This window comes from Streptomyces sp. NPDC093984 (assembly GCF_044764595.1).
GTDB classification, from domain to species: Bacteria; Actinomycetota; Actinomycetes; order Streptomycetales; family Streptomycetaceae; genus Streptomyces; species Streptomyces cynarae.
In genome coordinates this window covers 181,966-198,775 of the sequence record NZ_JBIWIM010000007.1, presented here as the reverse complement: position 1 = coordinate 198,775, position 16,810 = coordinate 181,966, and the positions used below count along the sequence as shown (strand labels likewise).

Sequence of the window (16,810 nt, the reverse complement as noted above, 5' to 3'; positions counted from 1 at the left end):
AGGCATGAGCGGTGATTGGTCGCCTCCCGCTCGACGAGCAGCTCACCGTCCTGAAGTCCCTGCTCGCCCGCAACGAGTTGTTGTTGGAGGTGATGAACCGCGCGGTGACGCTGGATCTCCCCGACTGGTATGTGACGGCGGGCTGCCTGTTCCAGACCGTCTGGAACGTGGTCACAGACAGGCCACCCACCAGCGGCATCAAGGACTACGACGTCTTCTACTTCGACGACCGGGACCTGTCGTGGGAGGCGGAAGACGCGGTGATCAAGGCTGCCGACGAAGCCTTTGCCGGGCTGCCGGCGGAGGTCGAGGTCCGCAACGAGGCCCGGGTCCACCTCTGGTACGAGCAGAAGTTCGGCGTCCCGTGTGCTCCCCATGCCTCTACCGAGGCAGCCATCGACAGTTTCGCGGCGACCACCTGCTGCCTGGGCGTGCGCCTCGAGCCGGGCGGGCGATGGCGCGTCTATGCGCCGCACGGCCTCTCCGACGTGTTCAATCTCGTCGTGCGCCCCAATCCGGTGCTTGCCCCGCGCGAGGTGTACGAGGCCAAGACGGCCCGCTGGCGACAGCAGTGGCCCGAGCTGACCGTGCTCGGATGGCCCTCGGCGTCGACGGCCCGGATGCCTTCTTCGTCCTGATATGCGGAGTCGACGCAGACAGACGAAGCGGTGCCTTCTCAGGCATGCATCATCCGGCGGTCGCCGGGCTCGTGTGATGGCGCCGCTTCGGACCCGCACACGACGGAGCACTCATGTGCAGCGGTGCCGCCGGACCAGTGTTCAGATCAGGCCGAGTTGCCGGAGGTGCGCGACGTCGTCGCGGACGCCCCAGTGCTCGATCACCCTGCCATCGGCGTCGAAGCGCATCCAGTGGATCTGCCGGAACCGGAACGAGCGCTCCGACGCCGCGTGGCCCATGAACGGCCCGAGATGGGTTCCCTGGTACCAGTTGCGCATCACGACGACGTCGCCGGCCGCGACCATGTCCTCGATCTCGACGCGGGCGTCGGGAAAGGCGGTACGCAGCATGCGGATCAGCCCGCGCACGGGCTCGATCCCCACGCGATGCTCTTCCGGCGCGGTGTGGTTGACGATGTCCGGCGCGAAGACCTCGTCGAGGACGTCGAGTTCGCCCTGATCGAAGCCTTCTTCGTAGATCCGCCGCATGTTCTTCATGTTCCGCTCGGTGGCCTCGGCGACCTGCACGGATTCGCTCGCTGTGTTCATGACTTCGAAACTAGTGAGAGGCACGGTCGGCGCCTATCCCACAAATCTGGGGGGTGTGTCATCCGCAGGCTCGCGGCTTCCCGGGCCGTGCAGCCGGGGCTGCGGCACGCGTCGCTTGCCGACCTCAGAAGGCGCTGAGCCACCACTCGGTGTCGGGGCGGGTCCGCCGCAGCGCGTGTCGATCCGGGGTCGCGGGCCGTCGCAGTCGCGTCGACCACCGGAGCTCGAACGGAGCGTGAGCCTTGATCATCGGCCTTGATCATGAGTCGCAGCCTGGCGCCCGACGGCTCCCCGTCCGGCAGGTGGACCCGGTCATGCGCCTGCCCAGGCTTTGCGGGCGAGTAGTTGAACCTCCTGGAACTGCCGCCGGTCGGTGGGCTGAGGCTCGCGTACCATCCGGGCCACCTCGACCAACCCGGCCTTGCTCAGCAGCGCCGCGAGGTGATCAGGCCACCACCGATAGGCCGGCGCGACCGCGTGATCGAAGACCTGTGTCGGGTGAGACGGACCTTCGCTTGCCGAAAAGCCGACCAGAAGATGGCCGCCAGGTGCCAGCACACGATGGAACTCGGCCAGGATGAGGGGGAGTTCTTGCGGCGGAGTATGGATGACGGACCAACGTGACAGTACGCCGTCCAGCTCGCCGTCAGCGATGTTCAGTGCGGCCATCGAGCCCACGTCGAACCGCAGGCCCGGATAGGCCTGCCGAGCCAATTCGATCATCGCAGGAGAGGCGTCGACGCCAAAAGCCGCCAGCCCCAGTTCGTCGAGATACGCGGTGACATGGCCAGGACCGCACCCCAGGTCCGCGACCCGGCCGTCTCCACTCGCACTTACGACCTCGGCGAAGACACTCAAGATCGCGCGGTCCAGGGGCCTGTCACGCAGCGCGTCACGGAACAGCTGCGCATATGTGGAGGCAGCAGCGTCGTAGGCCTCGCGGGTGGCACTGAGGGCGTCATGTTCGACCATGCTCGCGACAGTAGTTCCTGGCGCTGACGCGAGCCGAGAGAATCACGATCTCCCCTCCCGCCTGTCCGCCCGGCGCTGTCACCAGTGGGCTTGTCACACAGCCCGCGGCGGCGCCATCCCCAGATCGAGGGGGTACCGCCCGCCACGGCCGGTAGGGCATGCTCGGCCGCATGGACCTCTCCGCGCGCATCCGGCAGCTCGCCGGCTCCGAACTGGATCTCACACAGGTACGGAACGAGCTCGATCGGCTGCTGCGCAAGACGGTCGGCTACGACCTCGCCGCCATTTCCACCGTCGACCCGTCGACTCTGCTGTGGACGAGCTGCTTCGTGAGCGGCATAGACGCCGAGGGCTCCACCGAGAGGGAGAGCGTGATCTTCGAGGGGGAGTTCCGCGGGACCGACGTCAACAGCTATGCGCGCCTGGCCAACGCGCCCGTTCCCGTCGCGGGCCTGCATGCCGCGACCGGCGGCGACATCACCGCGGCCGAGCGCTACGAGCCCCTGCTGAGCCGCTTCGGCATCTGCGACGAAGTCCGTGTCATGCTGCGCTCCAAGACAGGCTGCTGGGGCTCGCTCACCCTGTACCGGACCCAGCCGTCGCCGCCGTTCTCAGCAGCCGACCTGGACCTCCTCGCCGGCATCGTCACCCCCGTCGCGGACCTCCTCCGCCTCACCTTGCTCCGTGCCGCGCTCGCCGCCCCGGGTGGCCTGTCAGCGCCGCCTGGACTCCTGCTCGTGCAGCCGAGCGGGGAGACCGTCACCATGACCGACGACGCCCGGCTGTGGCTGAACACCCTGGACGACCGGGATCGGCTGCCCAGTGCGGTCCGAGCCGTGGCCGCCGCCGTCCGCACCGGCGACGGCCTGGCCCGAGCCGCCCTGCCCAGTCGTGACGGCCGGTGGGTGATGCTGCACGGCTCGGCCGCGGGGGAGCAGATCGCCGTCATCGTCGAGGGTGCTCGCCCCGCCGTGATCAGCGAGGTGATCACCCAGGCGTACGGGCTGACGCCCCGCGAGCGTGAGATCACCGAACTCATCGCCCAGGGCCGAAGCAATCGCCAGATGGCCACGCGGTTGTCCATCTCACCCTTCACCGTCCAGGACCACCTCAAAGCCGTTTACACGAAGACAGGGGTCAACAGCCGGGGCGAGCTCATTGCCACGCTGTACAACCAGCATTACGCGCCCCGGTCCGCCGTCGGCGCACGCCCGAGTCCCTACGGGTGGTACCTCGACGACACCGCCGACCCGCAGTAGGGCAGCAGGGGCGAGCGGTCGGTTACGCAGCTACGCGGTCGATGCCGGCGAGCAGAGCGCGCGGAGGCGCGGTGTCGGGCGCGTCCGCGACGGCTGCGTCGAGGGCGTCGTCCATGGCCTCTTCCCACTCCTCGGGCAGGGGCGAGTTCCACGGATGTCGCCCGCGGGTCAGATACGCGTCATGACCTGCCTGCGGCAGGTGGCCGACACGGCCCTGCGGAGCTGGCCTCCTGCCTTACGGCCCTGCCGGCCGGGGCCGCCTACCAGCGATGCCCGGACAATCCAGTGAGCGCAGGCTGGCGGATCGAGAAGACTCCGGGGGGCGATTCCCGCCATGCTGTCTCTATCTCGCAGACGGTCACATTCATTCGGCCGTGGGATGCCGAACCAGCCGGTCCTATCGGGTGGCGGGGTAGAACTGCGCGAGCTGGTCCTCGACCCAGGGGTCGTACACCGCCAGGCGCTTGGCGGCCGCGGGCTCGAACATCGCAAGCTGGCCCGCGACCCAGGGATCCATGTGCTGGTGGGCGGTGCGGTGATGGGAGCGGCCGTGACCGGAGACGACCGCGGTGGTCCGGCCAGGAAGATGCCCTGGCGTCTGAGGAGAGGCCGCCATCGCCGAGCCACCGGTGGCGAACACAACGCCTCCGGCGACTGCGGCAGAAACACCCGTGGTGGCGATACGGCGCATCAGCTTCTTCATGATCTTTCCTCCTTGCGCGGCCCACCGATCAGTGGCTGCGAGCGGACCAGCTCGTGAGGCCCGGGCCACTCGAGCGGCGGGAAACACGTCGCCTTGTCAGCAGAAGCATCAGGTCGGTGTGCCTACCCACTCGCGTTCCGCACACACCGCGGCAGTGGAAATCCCATCCGGCAGCCACCAGCCCGCGCGTCGACAGGCCGGTTCTCGGTGGGTCCGGGTGCCGCAGGCTGAACACGCCCCGAGGTGGTCCGTGCCGGCTCGGCCGAGGGTGCCAGCCCGCTGCGATGAGTTCCGGCCTGGTCGCGAGTCTGTACTGGTGACCGTCGTAGAACGTCGTGCGGCGCTGCCCGGCACGAGACACCACGGAGGACACCATGACGACAACGCCGGACGACTCGACCACCGCACTGCCCGGCCGCCCGCCCGTGGTCGACCTGGCCACCTGGCAGACCGCCCGTGACGAGCTCCTGGTCCGCGAGAAGGCTCACACCCGCGAGGGCGACGCCATCGCCGCGGCCCGCCGCCGGCTGCCGATGGTGGAGTTCGACGGGACGGTCGAGGTCGTCGGACCCGACGGCCCGGTCCCGTTCCTGGACCTGTTCCAGGGCCGCGACGAGCTCGTGGTCTACAAGCACATGTGGTACGACGGCGCGCCGCACCAGGGGCAGTGCGAGGGCTGCACCACCACGGCCTGGCACCTGAAGGACGCCGTCTACCTCAACGCCCGGGGCGTCTCGTTCGCCGTCCTCACCACGGGCCGTTGGGACGAGGTGGCCTCCTACGTCGAGTTCATGGGCTACACCCAGCCGTGGTACTCGGTGCGCGACGTGGACGGACCGGCCGGCGGCAGCATAGGGTACCTCACCTGCTTCCTGCGTGACGGCGACCGCGTGTTCCTCACCTACTCCACGACGGGCCGTGGCAACGAGCGGGTCAACAGCTCACTCGGCCTGCTCGACATGACGCCCTACGGCCGCGGCGAGGCGTGGGAGGACAACCCCGAGGGCTGGCCCGAGGGGCGCAGCCCGTGCTGGTCCTGGCGCTCGGACGCGGACGGGAACGCCACCTGGGGCCCGACCAGCCGCCCCGTGCCGCAGTGGACCCGCCCCGGCGCGACTGCCGTGGAGACCCTCGGCCGACAGGGCCACCACCACTGACGCGCCTTCGTGGACGGCGCCGGCACGACGGTTCCCGCAGTCGCCCTGGTCCGCCACCGGCTGCCGCCTTCCTCACCGAGGATGCAGCCGGCCTTTGCGCGCAGCGGACTGGCGGTCGGAGGTGCGGCCGCCCGCTCCGGCGGCACCGCCCGTGGCCGCGCCGGGTTGCGTCCGGCGGGCAGAACCGCGCCCGCCGGTTGCGGAGGTGCCACCGGACGCTTTCCTCTCGGCCGTGGCACGGCGGTCGGAGTCCCGGCTCCCCGTCCTGGTTGCAGCACCTGTCGCCGCTTGGGCCCCGCCGCCGTTCCCGGGTTGGCGGCGGCGCGATGGCCTGCCGGGCCTGGCGCCGGTCTTCCGGTCCGGACGGGACGCCGTCGCTGTCGCCGGCTGCGGCACCTCGATGGTGACGGGTACGCCGGAAGGCTCGCGGGCGCCGGTGATGGTGGCCAGTTCCGCGTCGCTCGACGTGATACGGGCCGTCCGGGGGCGGATGCCCGCGTCCGACATGAGCCGGGTGACGTCCCGTTTCTGGGTGGGCAGCACCAGCGTGACCACGCTGCCGGAGCCGCCGGCGCGGGCCGTGCGGCCGCCCCGGTGGAGGTAGTCCTTGTGGTCGGTGGGGGGATCGACGTTCACGACGAGGTCGAGGTCGTCGATGTGTATGCCCCGGGCCGCGACGTTCGTCGCCACCAGTGCGGTGACGTGGCCGCTCTTGAACTGTTCCAGGGTGCGGTTGCGCTGCGGCTGGGAGCGGCCACCGTGCAGTGCCGCCGCGCGGACGCCGACGGACAGGAGCCGCTTGGCGAGCCGGTCGGCGGACCTCTTGGTGTCGAGGAAGAGGATGACCCGGCCGTCACGGGCCGCGATGCGCGTGGTGACGGCCTTCTTGTCGGTCTCGTCCTGGACGTGGAGCACGTGGTGCTCCATGGTGGTCACCGCTCCCGTGGACGGGTCCACGGAGTGCACTACGGGGTCGGTCAGGAACCGCTGCACCAGGCGGTCGATGTTGCGGTCCAGGGTGGCCGAGAAGAGCATGCGCTGTCCGTCGGGCCGTACTTGCTGGATCAGCTTGGTGATCTGTGGAAGGAAGCCCATGTCGGTCATCTGGTCCGCTTCGTCCAGCACCGTGATGCGTACCTGGTCGAGCACGCAGTCCCCGCGTTCCACGAGGTCGTTGAGCCTGCCGGGACTCGCCACGACCACCTCGGCGCCGCGCCGGAGCGCACCGGCCTGCTTGGTGATGGACAGCCCGCCGACCACGGTGGCCAGCCGGAGGTTCACCGCCGTCGCGTAGGGGGTCAGCGAGTCCGTCACCTGCTGGGCGAGTTCACGCGTGGGCACCAGTACGAGGGCGAGGGGTGCCTTGGGCTCCGCGCGCAGTCCGGCCGTGCGGGCCAGGAGCGCCAGCCCGAACGCGAGGGTCTTGCCGGAGCCGGTGCGTCCCCGTCCCAGCACGTCACGGCCGGCCAGTGAGTTGGGCAGCGTGGCGGCCTGGATGGGGAAGGGGGTGGTCACGCCTTGGGCGGTGAGGGTCTTCAGCAGCCCCGCGGGCATGTCCAGACCGGCGAAGTCCTCGACGGCGGGAAGTGCGGGTGTCGTGCTCTCCGGTAGCCGGAACTCCCTCGGCGACGACGTGGGGGGAGGGGGTGACGAGGTACGCCGGTTCGGCTTCTGGGGCCTACGGGACATGCAGGTGTCTGCCTTCCTGGGAACAGCACAAACCGGGGTCCGCACCACGACGGTGCGGACCCCGGTGAGCGGATACGCGTCCGGCGATCAGGCGGGGACGATGTTCTCCGCCTGCGGGCCCTTCTGGCCCTGCGTCACGTCGAAGGAGACCCGCTGGCCCTCCTGGAGCTCACGGAAGCCCTGCGACTGGATGTTCGAGTAGTGGGCGAAGACGTCGGGGCCGCCGCCGTCCTGCTGGATGAAGCCGAAACCCTTTTCGGCGTTGAACCACTTCACGGTTCCCTGAGCCATGACTTTCTCCTTCTGTAGGCAGAGGCCCCATCCGGAGATGCCGGAAAACAAATAATGCGCCTGAAGGAGAAGCATTCTCGTCAGGCGCACATAGGTTCATGGGTACCACAACTGCAACGCGAAGACTCTAGCATGGCTCGGCGGCCCGTGGTGGATCATCGAGGCGCGCGCCGGGGTCCCTCGAAGCCCTCGATGATCGTGACGTTGGCCTGGCCGCCGCCTTCTCTTCCACTCGGGGGCGGTGGCGCCCCACTACCGTCCCCACTCGGGGGCGGTGGCGCCCCGCTACCGTCCCCACTCGGGGTGCCGTGACGCCCCGCTACCGTCACGACTTCACCGAGTTCACCGCCTGGTCGTCGACGGGGATGCGCAGCCGGCCGGCCACGGTGGCGAGGGCCGTTCCCAGCGGGAGCGCGACCCGGGTCAAGGCGTGCCGGTCGCCCCGGGTCGGATCCCGGTTGACGATCAGCACCGGCTTCCCGGCCTGGGCCGCCTGGCGAACGAACCGGAGCCCGGACATCACCGTGAGTGATGAACCCAGGACCAGCAGCGAGGCCGCTTCACGGACCAGCTTGCGGCAGTGCTCGACCCGCTGCGGCGGAACGGCCTCACCGAAGAAGACCACGTCCGGTTTGAGGATGCCGCTGCAGCTCGTGCAGGGCAGCACGCGGAAGTCCCCGACCTGTTCGTCGGTGAGGTCCGCGTCACCGTCCGGGTTGATTCCTGCGGCCACCGGCTCGAAGCCCGGATTGGCCTCCTCCAGCCTCCGGGCGAGTTCGCGGCGCGGGCTGAAGGCGCCGCAGGAAAGGCAGACGACCCGGTCCAGGCTTCCGTGGAGTTCCAGGACGCCCTTGCTGCCGACCGCCTGGTGCAGGCCGTCGACGTTCTGGGTGATCAGACCCGAGAGCAGGCCGTGCCGCTCGAACGCGGCCACGGCCCGGTGCCCGGCGTTGGGGCGGGCGCGGCCGAATGTGCGCCAGCCGAGGTGGCTGCGCGCCCAGTACCTGCGCCGGGCCTGGGCGCTGGCGGTGAAGTCCTGGTAGGTCATCGGGGTGTGCCGGCTCAGGCTCCCACCCTTGCCCCGGTAGTCGGGGATGCCCGACTCCGTGGAGATGCCCGCCCCGCTGAGTACCAGCACACCGCCGGTGCTCAGTGCCTCGGCGACCGGCTCGAGATTCGTGGTGCCCGGCGGCACATCCTCCGCAGGGGTCCAGCTCAGAGTGGGGCGCATGCGCATGTCACCAGGGTACGAAACAGGCCGCATTCAGGCGTTGGCACTGATCATTGACGCTGATCAGCGGCAGGGCGCACCGAGCAGGGGTGGCTGGGGCCCCGCCAGGTGATTCCTCAGGTTTGAGCTCGGGCGACGAGCAGGGCGACGTCGTCCTCGCCGCCGGGTGGCCTGAGGATGTCCAGGAGGCGGTCGCAGACTTCTCCGAGATCCTGGCCGCGCACCTCCGTGAGGGCGCCGAGGAGGGTGTCCAAACGGGCGTCGATGGCTTCGCTTCGGGTTTCGACCAGGCCGTCGGTGTAGAGGGTGAGCTGATCGCCGGGGCGGAAGGCGATGGTGGTGGTCTCGAAGGGCACGCCTCCGACGCCCAGCGGCACACCGGTGGGCAGATCGAGGAGCTCCGCAGGCCGGCCGGGACGGAGGAGGGCCGGGGGCAGGTGGCCGGCGAGACTGATGTGGCACTGGCCCTGGTCGGGGTCGTAGACGCAGTACACACAGGTGGTGATGGTCTGCTGGACGCTCTCGGTCAGGTGATCGAGGTGGCGGAGGGCCTCGGCGGGGGCGAGGTCGAGTTCGGCGAAGGCGCGGGTGGCGCTGCGGAGCTGGCCCATGGTGGCTGCGGCGTTGATGCCGCTGCCCATGACATCGCCGACGACCAGGGCGGTCTTGCCCGCGCGCAGGGGTAGTGCGTCGTACCAGTCGCCGCCGACCTCGCTCGTGGCGCCGGCGGGCTGGTAGCGGCAGGCGATCCGCAGGCCGGGCAGGTGTGTCGGGGGCTCGGGGAGCAGGCTGCGCTGAAGGGTGAGGGCCGCGTGACGCTGGGCCTGGTACCCGCGGGCGTTGTCGATGCACACCGCCGCGCGGGAGGCCACCTCGCAGGCGAGGAAGACGTCGTCGTCATCGAAGGGCGCGGGGTTGTGCGTGCGTTTGAGGGCGATGGCGCCGAGGAGCTCGCCGCGGGCCACGAGGGGTACGGCGAGGTAGGAGTGCACACCGGCCGCCGCGAGGAGGGCGGCGGCCTCGCTGTCGCGGGCGATGCGCCGCAGATCGCCAGGGGTGGTGTGGGGCACCAGGACGGGCTTTCGGGTGCGCACGCACTGGGTGATGAGGCGGTCGCTGCCGTAGGTGGCGAGTCCCCCGGGTGGGCCGACCGCGCGGAGTGCATCCGTCGGGTGGACCGCACCGATGGCGAGGACTCGGAAGCGCGTCGGACCCGCGTCCGGCACGGTCCGTCCGTAGAACAGGCTGTGGAGTACGTCGACGGTGGCCATGTCTGCCAGATCCGGTACGACGGCCTCGGCCAGCTCATGCGCTGTCGTTTCCAGATCGAGGGTGGTGCCCACGGAGGCGGAGACCTTGGCGATCAGGGCGAGGCGCTGCCGTGCCTGAGCCGCATCGATGGCGGCTCGGTGGCGCTCGGTGATGTCGATGACGAAATAGGCCATGCCCAGCACCTGCCCGGCGGAATCCTCCAGCCTGTAGTAGGAGACTGACCAGGCATGCTCATGATCGGGGTCGCCCGGGGGCCGACAGACGATGTGCCGGTCCACGACTGGTTCCCCCGTCTCAAGGACACGGCGGAAACGTGCCTCGACGTCCCCCCTGTCCAGGAAGGTCAGCACCTCGCCGGCCGGCCGCCCCACCCGCTCGGCGGCAGGCAGGCCGGTGATGCGTTCCAGAGCCGGGTTCACGGTCACGTAACGCAGCTCCGTATCCAGGATGGCCAGTCCGATGGGGGACTGGGACACCAGACGCGCGGTGAGGGCGACGTCCCGCTCGACCCGCCTCACCGTCGCCTGGTCCGCGGCCAAACCGAGGGCATAGGTCTCCCCGCGGTCGTCCAGCAGCCGCATGTTGCGGAACTCCACCAGGCGGGTGCTGCCGTCCTTGTGCCGGATCGGGAACGCCCCGGCCCAGTCGGCACCCGATTCCATGACCTCGGCGAAAAGCTTGATCACCTCTTCCCAGTGCTCTTCGTGGACCATCAGCCGCGCGGCGAACCGGCCCAGCGCCTCCGCCGCGGTGTAGCCGAACAGTTCCTCGGCCTGAGGGCTCCAGAACACCACCTGGCCGTTCGCATCCAGGACCACGGCAGCGACGCTCAGGAGGTCGAGCAGGCCACTCGGCGGGGCGGCAGGACTGGCCACCGGCTGCTCTCGGCCTGCTCTGGAGGAGTCCGCTGTGCCCATGCGCCGACCTCCTGCCCCACTCGGTACCCCGGATCGCGCCGAAGCGTGGCCGCTGCCTCCCTTCATAGTCGCCCCAGGGCGAGGCGGCACATCGTGGATCGGCCGGCGGGCCGGGACCGGACGGGACGTGCCGATGGGGGAGAGCTTGACCCGGGGCGGTTCCCTGCCCTTCCCGCGACGCAGAGACGGCCGTCCGACCTGCCCGCGCCGGTGTCCGAGGGCGGCGGTAGCTTCCATGCTGCACGGATGAGAAGGCAGGAAGGACGGACCACACGTGGACCAGCGCCGCCGCGCCTTGTTGGACGAACTCTGGTCAGCGCTCCGCCCCGACGTTCGGATCGCTGCGGAGCCGGCGGGCTTCACCGGGTCGACATCCTGCAAGCGCGACGCGAACGCCCGACACAGAAACCCGGAGACGTCGAAAGCCGCGTGTGCGCGCGACGGAAGCGGCATCGCGAGCTGCGCGGACACGTCTCCAGGGGCATCTGGGCGGTCGAAGTGTGCTGTACGGACCGGTGTGGACAAGTAGGTGACGCGGTCGGCTGTGGTTCGGCCACGGATCCCCCAGCCCATCGTGACGCCGGCCCCGTAGCACCAACGACTCGGACGACGGCCGGGGCACGAGGGTGTGCCCGGTGGAACTCGGCTGAATCGCCCTGGCCGACGTTCTCACGCTCGCCGCGATCGTGCCTGACGTGAGAGGGGACTGGATTGGTGTGAGACTGGGCACCGGAAGGGGTGATCCCTGTGTCGGACCCACCGCACACGTCAGTTGGTCCCGACACCGCCGTTGACGAGCATCGCCTGGAAGAGCTGATCATCGAGGCGCAGACGGCCCTGCCAGTCGAACTGTCCTCCCTGGCGAACAGGTGCGCCTCGGCCCTCGGCCTGGACAACGCGTTGATCTACCTCGCCGACCTGCAGCAAAGGCTGCTCATCCCACTCGATGAGGCCTTGAAGCCCCTGCCGGTGGACCGTTCGTCGGCCGGCTGGGCGTACCGTACGGTCTCCCCGCGGGTGGCCGACACCGACGACGGCTTGATCGTATGGATGCCTCTGGTGGACGGTGCGGAGCGGCTGGGCGTGCTGGCGGTGCGGACCGCCTCGCTCGACGTGGTGCGGATGCGCCGCAGCCGGATGCTGGCCCATCTGTTCGCCATGCTGATCACCTCCAAGCGCGCCTACAGCGACTGGCTCGCCGCCCGAACCCGCACCGCGACCATGCTGTTGCCCGCCGAGATGCTGCGGGCCTTCCTGCCACCCCGCACCGTCGGCAGCAGGAGGTGCGTCTCCACCGCGGTCGTCGAACCGGCGTACGAGATCGCCGGCGACGCCTTCGACCACTCGGTGGTCAAGAACGTGCTGCACACCATGATCCTCGACGGCATGGGTCACGATCTGACCGCCGGCCTGACCACGTCGGTCGCCATGGCGGCTGCGCGCAACGCCCGCCGCGGCGGTGGCGACCTGGCCGACGTCGTCGGCTCCGTCGACCAGGCTCTGGCCCGGTGGCTGCCCGACCAGTTCTGCACCGGCGTGCTGTGTCGGCTGGACGCGGAGGCCGGGCTGCTGCGCTGGGTCAATTGCGGTCACCCCCCACCGCTGCTGATCCGCGGCGAACGGGTGCTCGCCGGAGCACTGGACAGCCCCCCGCAGCCGCCGATCGGCCTGGCCGGCACACTCGCCTCGGCAGCCCGGCAGGTCCACGAGACGGCACTGGAACCGGGCGACTGCGTCCTGCTCTACACCGACGGTGTCGTTGAGGCTCGTGACGCGGACGGTGCGGAGTTCGGCCTCGACCGGTTCACTGACTTCATCATCCGCTCCTCTGCCGCCGGCCAGCGCCCGGCCGAGGTGCTGCGGCTGCTCATCCACGCCATCCTCGACTACCAGCGCAACCAACTGCGGGACGACGTGACCATCCTGCTCTTCGAATGGCACCCGCAGTTCCGGTGACGCGGCATTGCGCCGAACCTCGCTGTGCTCGTGCGCCGTCTTCCGCCGGGTCGGGTACTCGGCCGGCAGCTCCTTCCCGGGTGTCCGGGGGCACGGCGGAGAGTCAGTGGCACCGCTGTCGCCGCCACCCCCGATCCCGATCCGACTTTTAAGGGGTACACCACCGCGCAAGCGTGCCGTGACGGCGGCGGCGTCCCCAAGTACGAGCAGGAAGACTGGTACGGCATCAACGTGTGTGTCGGAGGCACCTACGACGACTACATGGTCATGGGCTGAGGAACAGCGCTGCTTCTGAGCGCAGCCGCCCACAACCGGAGTTGTCACCACCCGAGGGCCCGCTGCCATCAACCATCAAGCGGCCGGCCCGCACCGTGTGATGTACAGCGACAGTGGCCATGGCGCAGCGATGGTTGGACCGTTGTCGTGAGCAAGTTGATCCCTGTTCGGCGACGGTACCTGCGGATGTCGTTGCAGAGCGGGCGTATAGGATCTTCGGCATGGCACTGCGACCTGTTCAGGTGAACATAAAGGCTCTTGATCACTCGGCAGTCGGCCGTTTCTGGGCGGAGGCGCTCGGCTGGAGTGCCTACAGCCCCGGCGTGACCACCTACGTCGGACCCGTCGGCGGCCTCGTTTGGCCGGACCCGGTCGTCGTCGGTATCGACGTCGTTCCCGTCCCGGAACCCAAGACCACAGCAAAGAACCGTGTGCACCTCGATCTCGCCACCACCTCCGCGGCCCATCAGGCGGAGTTGGTCGCGCGCCTCCAGGCTCTCGGCGCGACGCCCGCCCACGTGGGCCAGGGCGACGTGCCGTGGACGGTTCTCGCCGACCCCGAGGGCAACGAGTTCTGCGTGCTCGAGCCTCGGGAGGCCTACCGGGACACCGGGCCGATCGCCGCGGTGGTGATCGACTGCGCGGATCCGCGCGCCATGGCCCGGTTCTGGGGCGAGGCGTTGGACTGGACCCTGCACGAGGTGACCGACGATCATGCGGTGTTGCGCTCCGCCAAGGGTGCCGGCCCGTATCTGGAGTTCCTCCGCACACCCGGCGTGAAGACCGTGCCGGACCGCGTCCATCTCGACCTGCTGCCGTACCCCGGTGACGACAAGGCAGCGGAGGTGGCCCGGCTGCGGGCCCTCGGCGCCACCGACCTCGACATCGGCCAGGGCGACGTCCCGTGGACGTGCCTGGCCGACCCGGAGGGCCACGAGTTCTGCGTCCTCGCCCTGTCCTGACGTGGAGCCGCAACGACCCCCGACACGTGGGCCTTGTGTGCTCATGTGACACGACCGCGGGTGGGTTGGGCTGCGGGGTCTCGGTCGATTCGGGGGGCGATAGCTGGCGTATCGGGGGCCAGATCAACTCGCTCGCCGACATCGACCCTCAACTCGCCAACTGAAGCGCTAGGAACTCGATTCTTGTGGCGCGTGTTTGTTGAACCGTGCAGGACGGACCTGGTTGAGCGGCTGGTACCGGACGAGTTGTGGGAGCTGTTCCAGCGCGTGGTGCCGGAGGCTCCTTCGCGGCTCCAGGGGGGTGGCCGGCGGCGGCATGGTGACCGGGGAGTGCTGGCCGCGATCGTGTTCGTGGCCACGTCGGGCTGCACGTGGCAGCAGTTGCCGTCCGCGTCGTTCGGGCCGTCGGGAGCAACAGCTCGCCGGCGTTTCTCAGAGTGGACGAAGGCTAGGGTGTGGGCCAAGCTCTGCCGCCTGGTCCTCGACGAGGTCGGGTCGCGGTCGCGAGCGCGGCGTCACCCACCGCATCGCACGCAACGGGATCGACTCCTCGCAGCGGCTGAGCCGTCATCGCTGGACCATCGAACGCACCATGGCCTGGCTCGCCGGCTGCCGCCGGCTCCACCGACGCTACGAACGCAAAGCCGAACACTTCCTCGCCTTCACCGGTATCGCCCGCATCCTCATTTGCTACCGCAGACTGATCAAATGAGATGACTTCGAGCCAGGAGAATCTCGACAGAGATCGCCGCCGCCAGCACAACATAATTCTTAGCGCGGTAGCGAGCGTGGCCGCGATCGGGTTGTCCGGTCCCCGGGCCGGCAGGCTGCTGATGCAGCTCGACACCGTCGGCGAGCAACAGCCTGGGCGTGAGGCACCCCTCGAACATCGGGTGCGGCCCCGTTCCTCCGTAGGCGCCGCACCTGCCGACTGGAGAGGTCAGCTCAGGCCCGAACGCACAGGCTGCCGGGCTGGCAGTGGTGCGCACCCTGTCCGCTAGGCTCTCGGCAGCGGCCGATCACCTTCCTGGCCCCGAACGCGTCACACGTGGAGATCGCAAGGTGCCCGACGAGCAGGCCTCTAGTCTCCAGTAGCCCTCGCCCGAAGTCGGGTCTAGCGTTTGAAGCGACCCTATGCCCTGATGTTTGCGCTCCTTATCGAGGGACAGATCACCGGTCCTTCGCCGCCCCGCATGGATGTCGCGCGCAGGACAATCAGTCGGGGGGTCTTTGGAGGAGGGGCAAATGCTCCCTACGTACCATCGCACGACGACCATCGACGGCCAGCGAGTTTTCTACCGCGAGGCAGGTCCCAACGACGCCCCGGTCGTCCTGCTCCTGCATGGGTTTCCGAGCAGCTCCCACATGTTCCGGCACCTCATCCCAGCGCTTGCCGATCGCTATCACGTGATCGCTCCCGATCACATCGGCTACGGCCAGTCCTCCATGCCCGAGGCCGACGAGTTCGACTACACCTTCGACAACCTCGCGAAAGCCACCGCCGGGCTGCTCGACGGTCTAGGGATCGGACGCTTCTCAATTTACGTCCACGACTACGGTGCTCCTATCGGCTGGCGGCTGGCGCTCGACCCCTCATATGAGATAGCGGCTATCATCTCGCAGAGCGGCAACGCCTACATGGAGGGGTTTGCCAAACCCTTCTGGGACGACCTTTTCGCCTACGCCACAACCCCCGGATCAGACACCGAACCTGGCGCACGAGCCAAGTTCAGTGCCGAGACAACCCGTTGGCAGTACGAGAACGGTGCTCCCGACAAGAGCCTCGTCAGCCCGGACACCTGGCTGCACGATCAGGCTCTGTTGGACCGGCCCGGCAACGATGAGGTCCAGCTGGCACTTTTCCGGAACTACCCGACCAACATCGAAGGCTATCCCCAGCTGCAAGAGTACTTCCGTAGCAGCCAGGTGCCGCTGCTTGCGGTCTGGGGTGAAAGGGACGAGATTTTCGGGCCGGACGGTGCACGAGCATTCAGCCGAGACCTGCCCGAGGCAGAGGTCCACCTGCTGCCTGCAGGCCACTTCGCCCTGGAGACGCATCTGGACGCCATCAGCGGCTACATCCACGGATTCCTCGGCCGTGTCCTCAGCTGAGATGCGTCGTGGCGACCCTGATCGCAGTCAATGTCGGGATGCCCCATGACGCCCCCTGGTGCGAAGACGAACTAGCCCCACACAGCGGGGCTGATGCAAGCCCACACGCTCGCCTCCTGCCTTTTGCTCCCGATTGTCCTGCCGCCCTCAGCCATGCGGATCTCCTCAGCCTTTCGCGGTGGCCCCGTCCCAAGAGGGCGGCGCCCCTCTCCTGCCGCCCGAGCGCTTCGCCTCGGCACTGCGACACCACCGCGCCTCGGTCATGTCCGGCGTCCTTGATGTCGAAGCCCTCTCGGCAGCCAGGGCTCCGGAGCACTTTGTTGACGAGGGGCATCCCCGATACGGCTTGGCGCTGTCACGACGGACTCGGCTCCGCCCGCGCGCCCGCCTGCTCGCCGCAAGGCGTCTGGGGTCGCGGTACACGGCCGTCGGCTGGGCCGGAGGCGGCCGAGATCGGCAAGCCAGGCCGGGCCGTACGGTGCGCAGGGTGAGGCAAGCGCCTGCACCCGCCACTGCACGTCCGCCAACCCCTTCCTCGGCCTGTGGGCCGACGTACTGCCGGGCGGGGAGATGCCTTGATCTCGCCAGCGGACATGACGTTGACGCGCATCCTCACAGGTCAACGGTGCCCCTTGCGCACTACTTGCCAGATTGCCCACCTACGCGACGTCCACAGACGGATCCGGGGTCTCGCTGCGGCACTCACACCCAGACCTCAGCCAAAATTTTTGACCAATCGGTCTGCAATGTTTATATTGGACCGGTCGGACCATAACGCCGCCACCCC

General features: G+C 69.0%; 13 protein-coding genes and 1 pseudogene. 7 read left to right on the top strand and 7 right to left on the bottom strand.

Features of this window, described 5'->3' with window-relative positions; all coding sequences use genetic code 11:
* Positions 1–11 precede the first annotated feature (11 nt).
* Positions 12–638: a nucleotidyltransferase family protein gene (locus tag ACIRC0_RS25320; RefSeq protein ID WP_403619599.1), complete on the top strand. Its 627-nt coding sequence runs from the start codon at positions 12–14 to the stop codon at positions 636–638.
* Positions 639–779: 141 nt separating this feature from the next.
* Here the strand turns inward: ACIRC0_RS25320 and ACIRC0_RS25315 are convergent, their stop codons facing one another.
* Complete coding sequence (locus ACIRC0_RS25315; protein WP_403619596.1) at positions 780–1,205, bottom strand: ester cyclase; 426 nt, start codon at positions 1,203–1,205, stop codon at positions 780–782.
* Between the two features lie 333 nt (positions 1,206–1,538).
* Positions 1,539–2,198 (bottom strand): class I SAM-dependent methyltransferase, encoded by a 660-nt coding sequence (locus ACIRC0_RS25310; protein WP_403619592.1) that lies wholly within the window; start codon positions 2,196–2,198, stop codon positions 1,539–1,541.
* A gap of 170 nt (positions 2,199–2,368) precedes the next feature.
* On the opposite strand from ACIRC0_RS25310, the gene ACIRC0_RS25305 reads away from it, so the two are divergent.
* Positions 2,369–3,457, top strand: coding sequence for a helix-turn-helix transcriptional regulator (locus tag ACIRC0_RS25305; RefSeq protein ID WP_403619589.1), 1,089 nt, complete (start codon positions 2,369–2,371; stop codon positions 3,455–3,457).
* A 397-nt stretch (positions 3,458–3,854) separates the two neighbouring features.
* Here ACIRC0_RS25305 and ACIRC0_RS25300 read toward each other — a convergent pair whose 3' ends face one another.
* Positions 3,855–4,160 carry a hypothetical protein gene (locus ACIRC0_RS25300; RefSeq protein WP_403619587.1) on the bottom strand — a complete coding sequence of 102 codons (306 nt, stop codon included), beginning with the start codon at positions 4,158–4,160 and terminating at the stop codon, positions 3,855–3,857.
* Positions 4,161–4,534: 374 nt separating this feature from the next.
* Here ACIRC0_RS25300 and ACIRC0_RS25295 point away from each other — a divergent pair, with 374 nt between their 5' ends.
* Positions 4,535–5,317 (top strand): DUF899 domain-containing protein, encoded by a 783-nt coding sequence (locus ACIRC0_RS25295; RefSeq protein ID WP_403619584.1) that lies wholly within the window; start codon positions 4,535–4,537, stop codon positions 5,315–5,317.
* Positions 5,318–5,389: 72 nt separating this feature from the next.
* Here the strand turns inward: ACIRC0_RS25295 and ACIRC0_RS25290 are convergent, their stop codons facing one another.
* From ACIRC0_RS25290 to ACIRC0_RS25275, 4 genes are all read right to left on the bottom strand, one after another.
* Positions 5,390–7,006, bottom strand: coding sequence for a DEAD/DEAH box helicase (locus ACIRC0_RS25290; protein WP_403619581.1), 1,617 nt, complete (start codon positions 7,004–7,006; stop codon positions 5,390–5,392).
* An 87-nt stretch (positions 7,007–7,093) separates the two neighbouring features.
* A complete protein-coding gene (locus ACIRC0_RS25285) occupies positions 7,094–7,297 on the bottom strand; it encodes a cold-shock protein (protein WP_016578941.1) in 204 nt (67 codons plus the stop codon).
* A gap of 325 nt (positions 7,298–7,622) precedes the next feature.
* Positions 7,623–8,534, bottom strand: coding sequence for an NAD-dependent protein deacetylase (locus ACIRC0_RS25280; RefSeq protein WP_403619578.1), 912 nt, complete (start codon positions 8,532–8,534; stop codon positions 7,623–7,625).
* Between the two features lie 110 nt (positions 8,535–8,644).
* Positions 8,645–10,717 carry a SpoIIE family protein phosphatase gene (locus tag ACIRC0_RS25275; protein ID WP_403619575.1) on the bottom strand — a complete coding sequence of 691 codons (2,073 nt, stop codon included), beginning with the start codon at positions 10,715–10,717 and terminating at the stop codon, positions 8,645–8,647.
* 738 nt (positions 10,718–11,455) lie between these two features.
* Between ACIRC0_RS25275 and ACIRC0_RS25270 the strand changes: the two genes are divergently transcribed.
* The 4 genes and pseudogenes from ACIRC0_RS25270 (at position 11,456) to ACIRC0_RS25255 (ending at position 16,023) form a co-directional block, all read left to right on the top strand.
* The gene (locus tag ACIRC0_RS25270; protein ID WP_403619572.1) at positions 11,456–12,673 is read left to right on the top strand and encodes a PP2C family protein-serine/threonine phosphatase; all 1,218 of its coding nucleotides are present in this window, start codon (positions 11,456–11,458) and stop codon (positions 12,671–12,673) included.
* A 497-nt stretch (positions 12,674–13,170) separates the two neighbouring features.
* Complete coding sequence (locus ACIRC0_RS25265; RefSeq protein WP_403619569.1) at positions 13,171–13,911, top strand: VOC family protein; 741 nt, start codon at positions 13,171–13,173, stop codon at positions 13,909–13,911.
* 219 nt (positions 13,912–14,130) lie between these two features.
* Positions 14,131–14,623, top strand: a pseudogene (locus tag ACIRC0_RS25260) (transposase).
* A 533-nt stretch (positions 14,624–15,156) separates the two neighbouring features.
* On the top strand, positions 15,157–16,023 hold the full coding sequence (locus ACIRC0_RS25255) for an alpha/beta fold hydrolase (protein ID WP_403619566.1): 867 nt from the start codon (positions 15,157–15,159) through the stop codon (positions 16,021–16,023).
* Positions 16,024–16,810 lie beyond the last annotated feature (787 nt).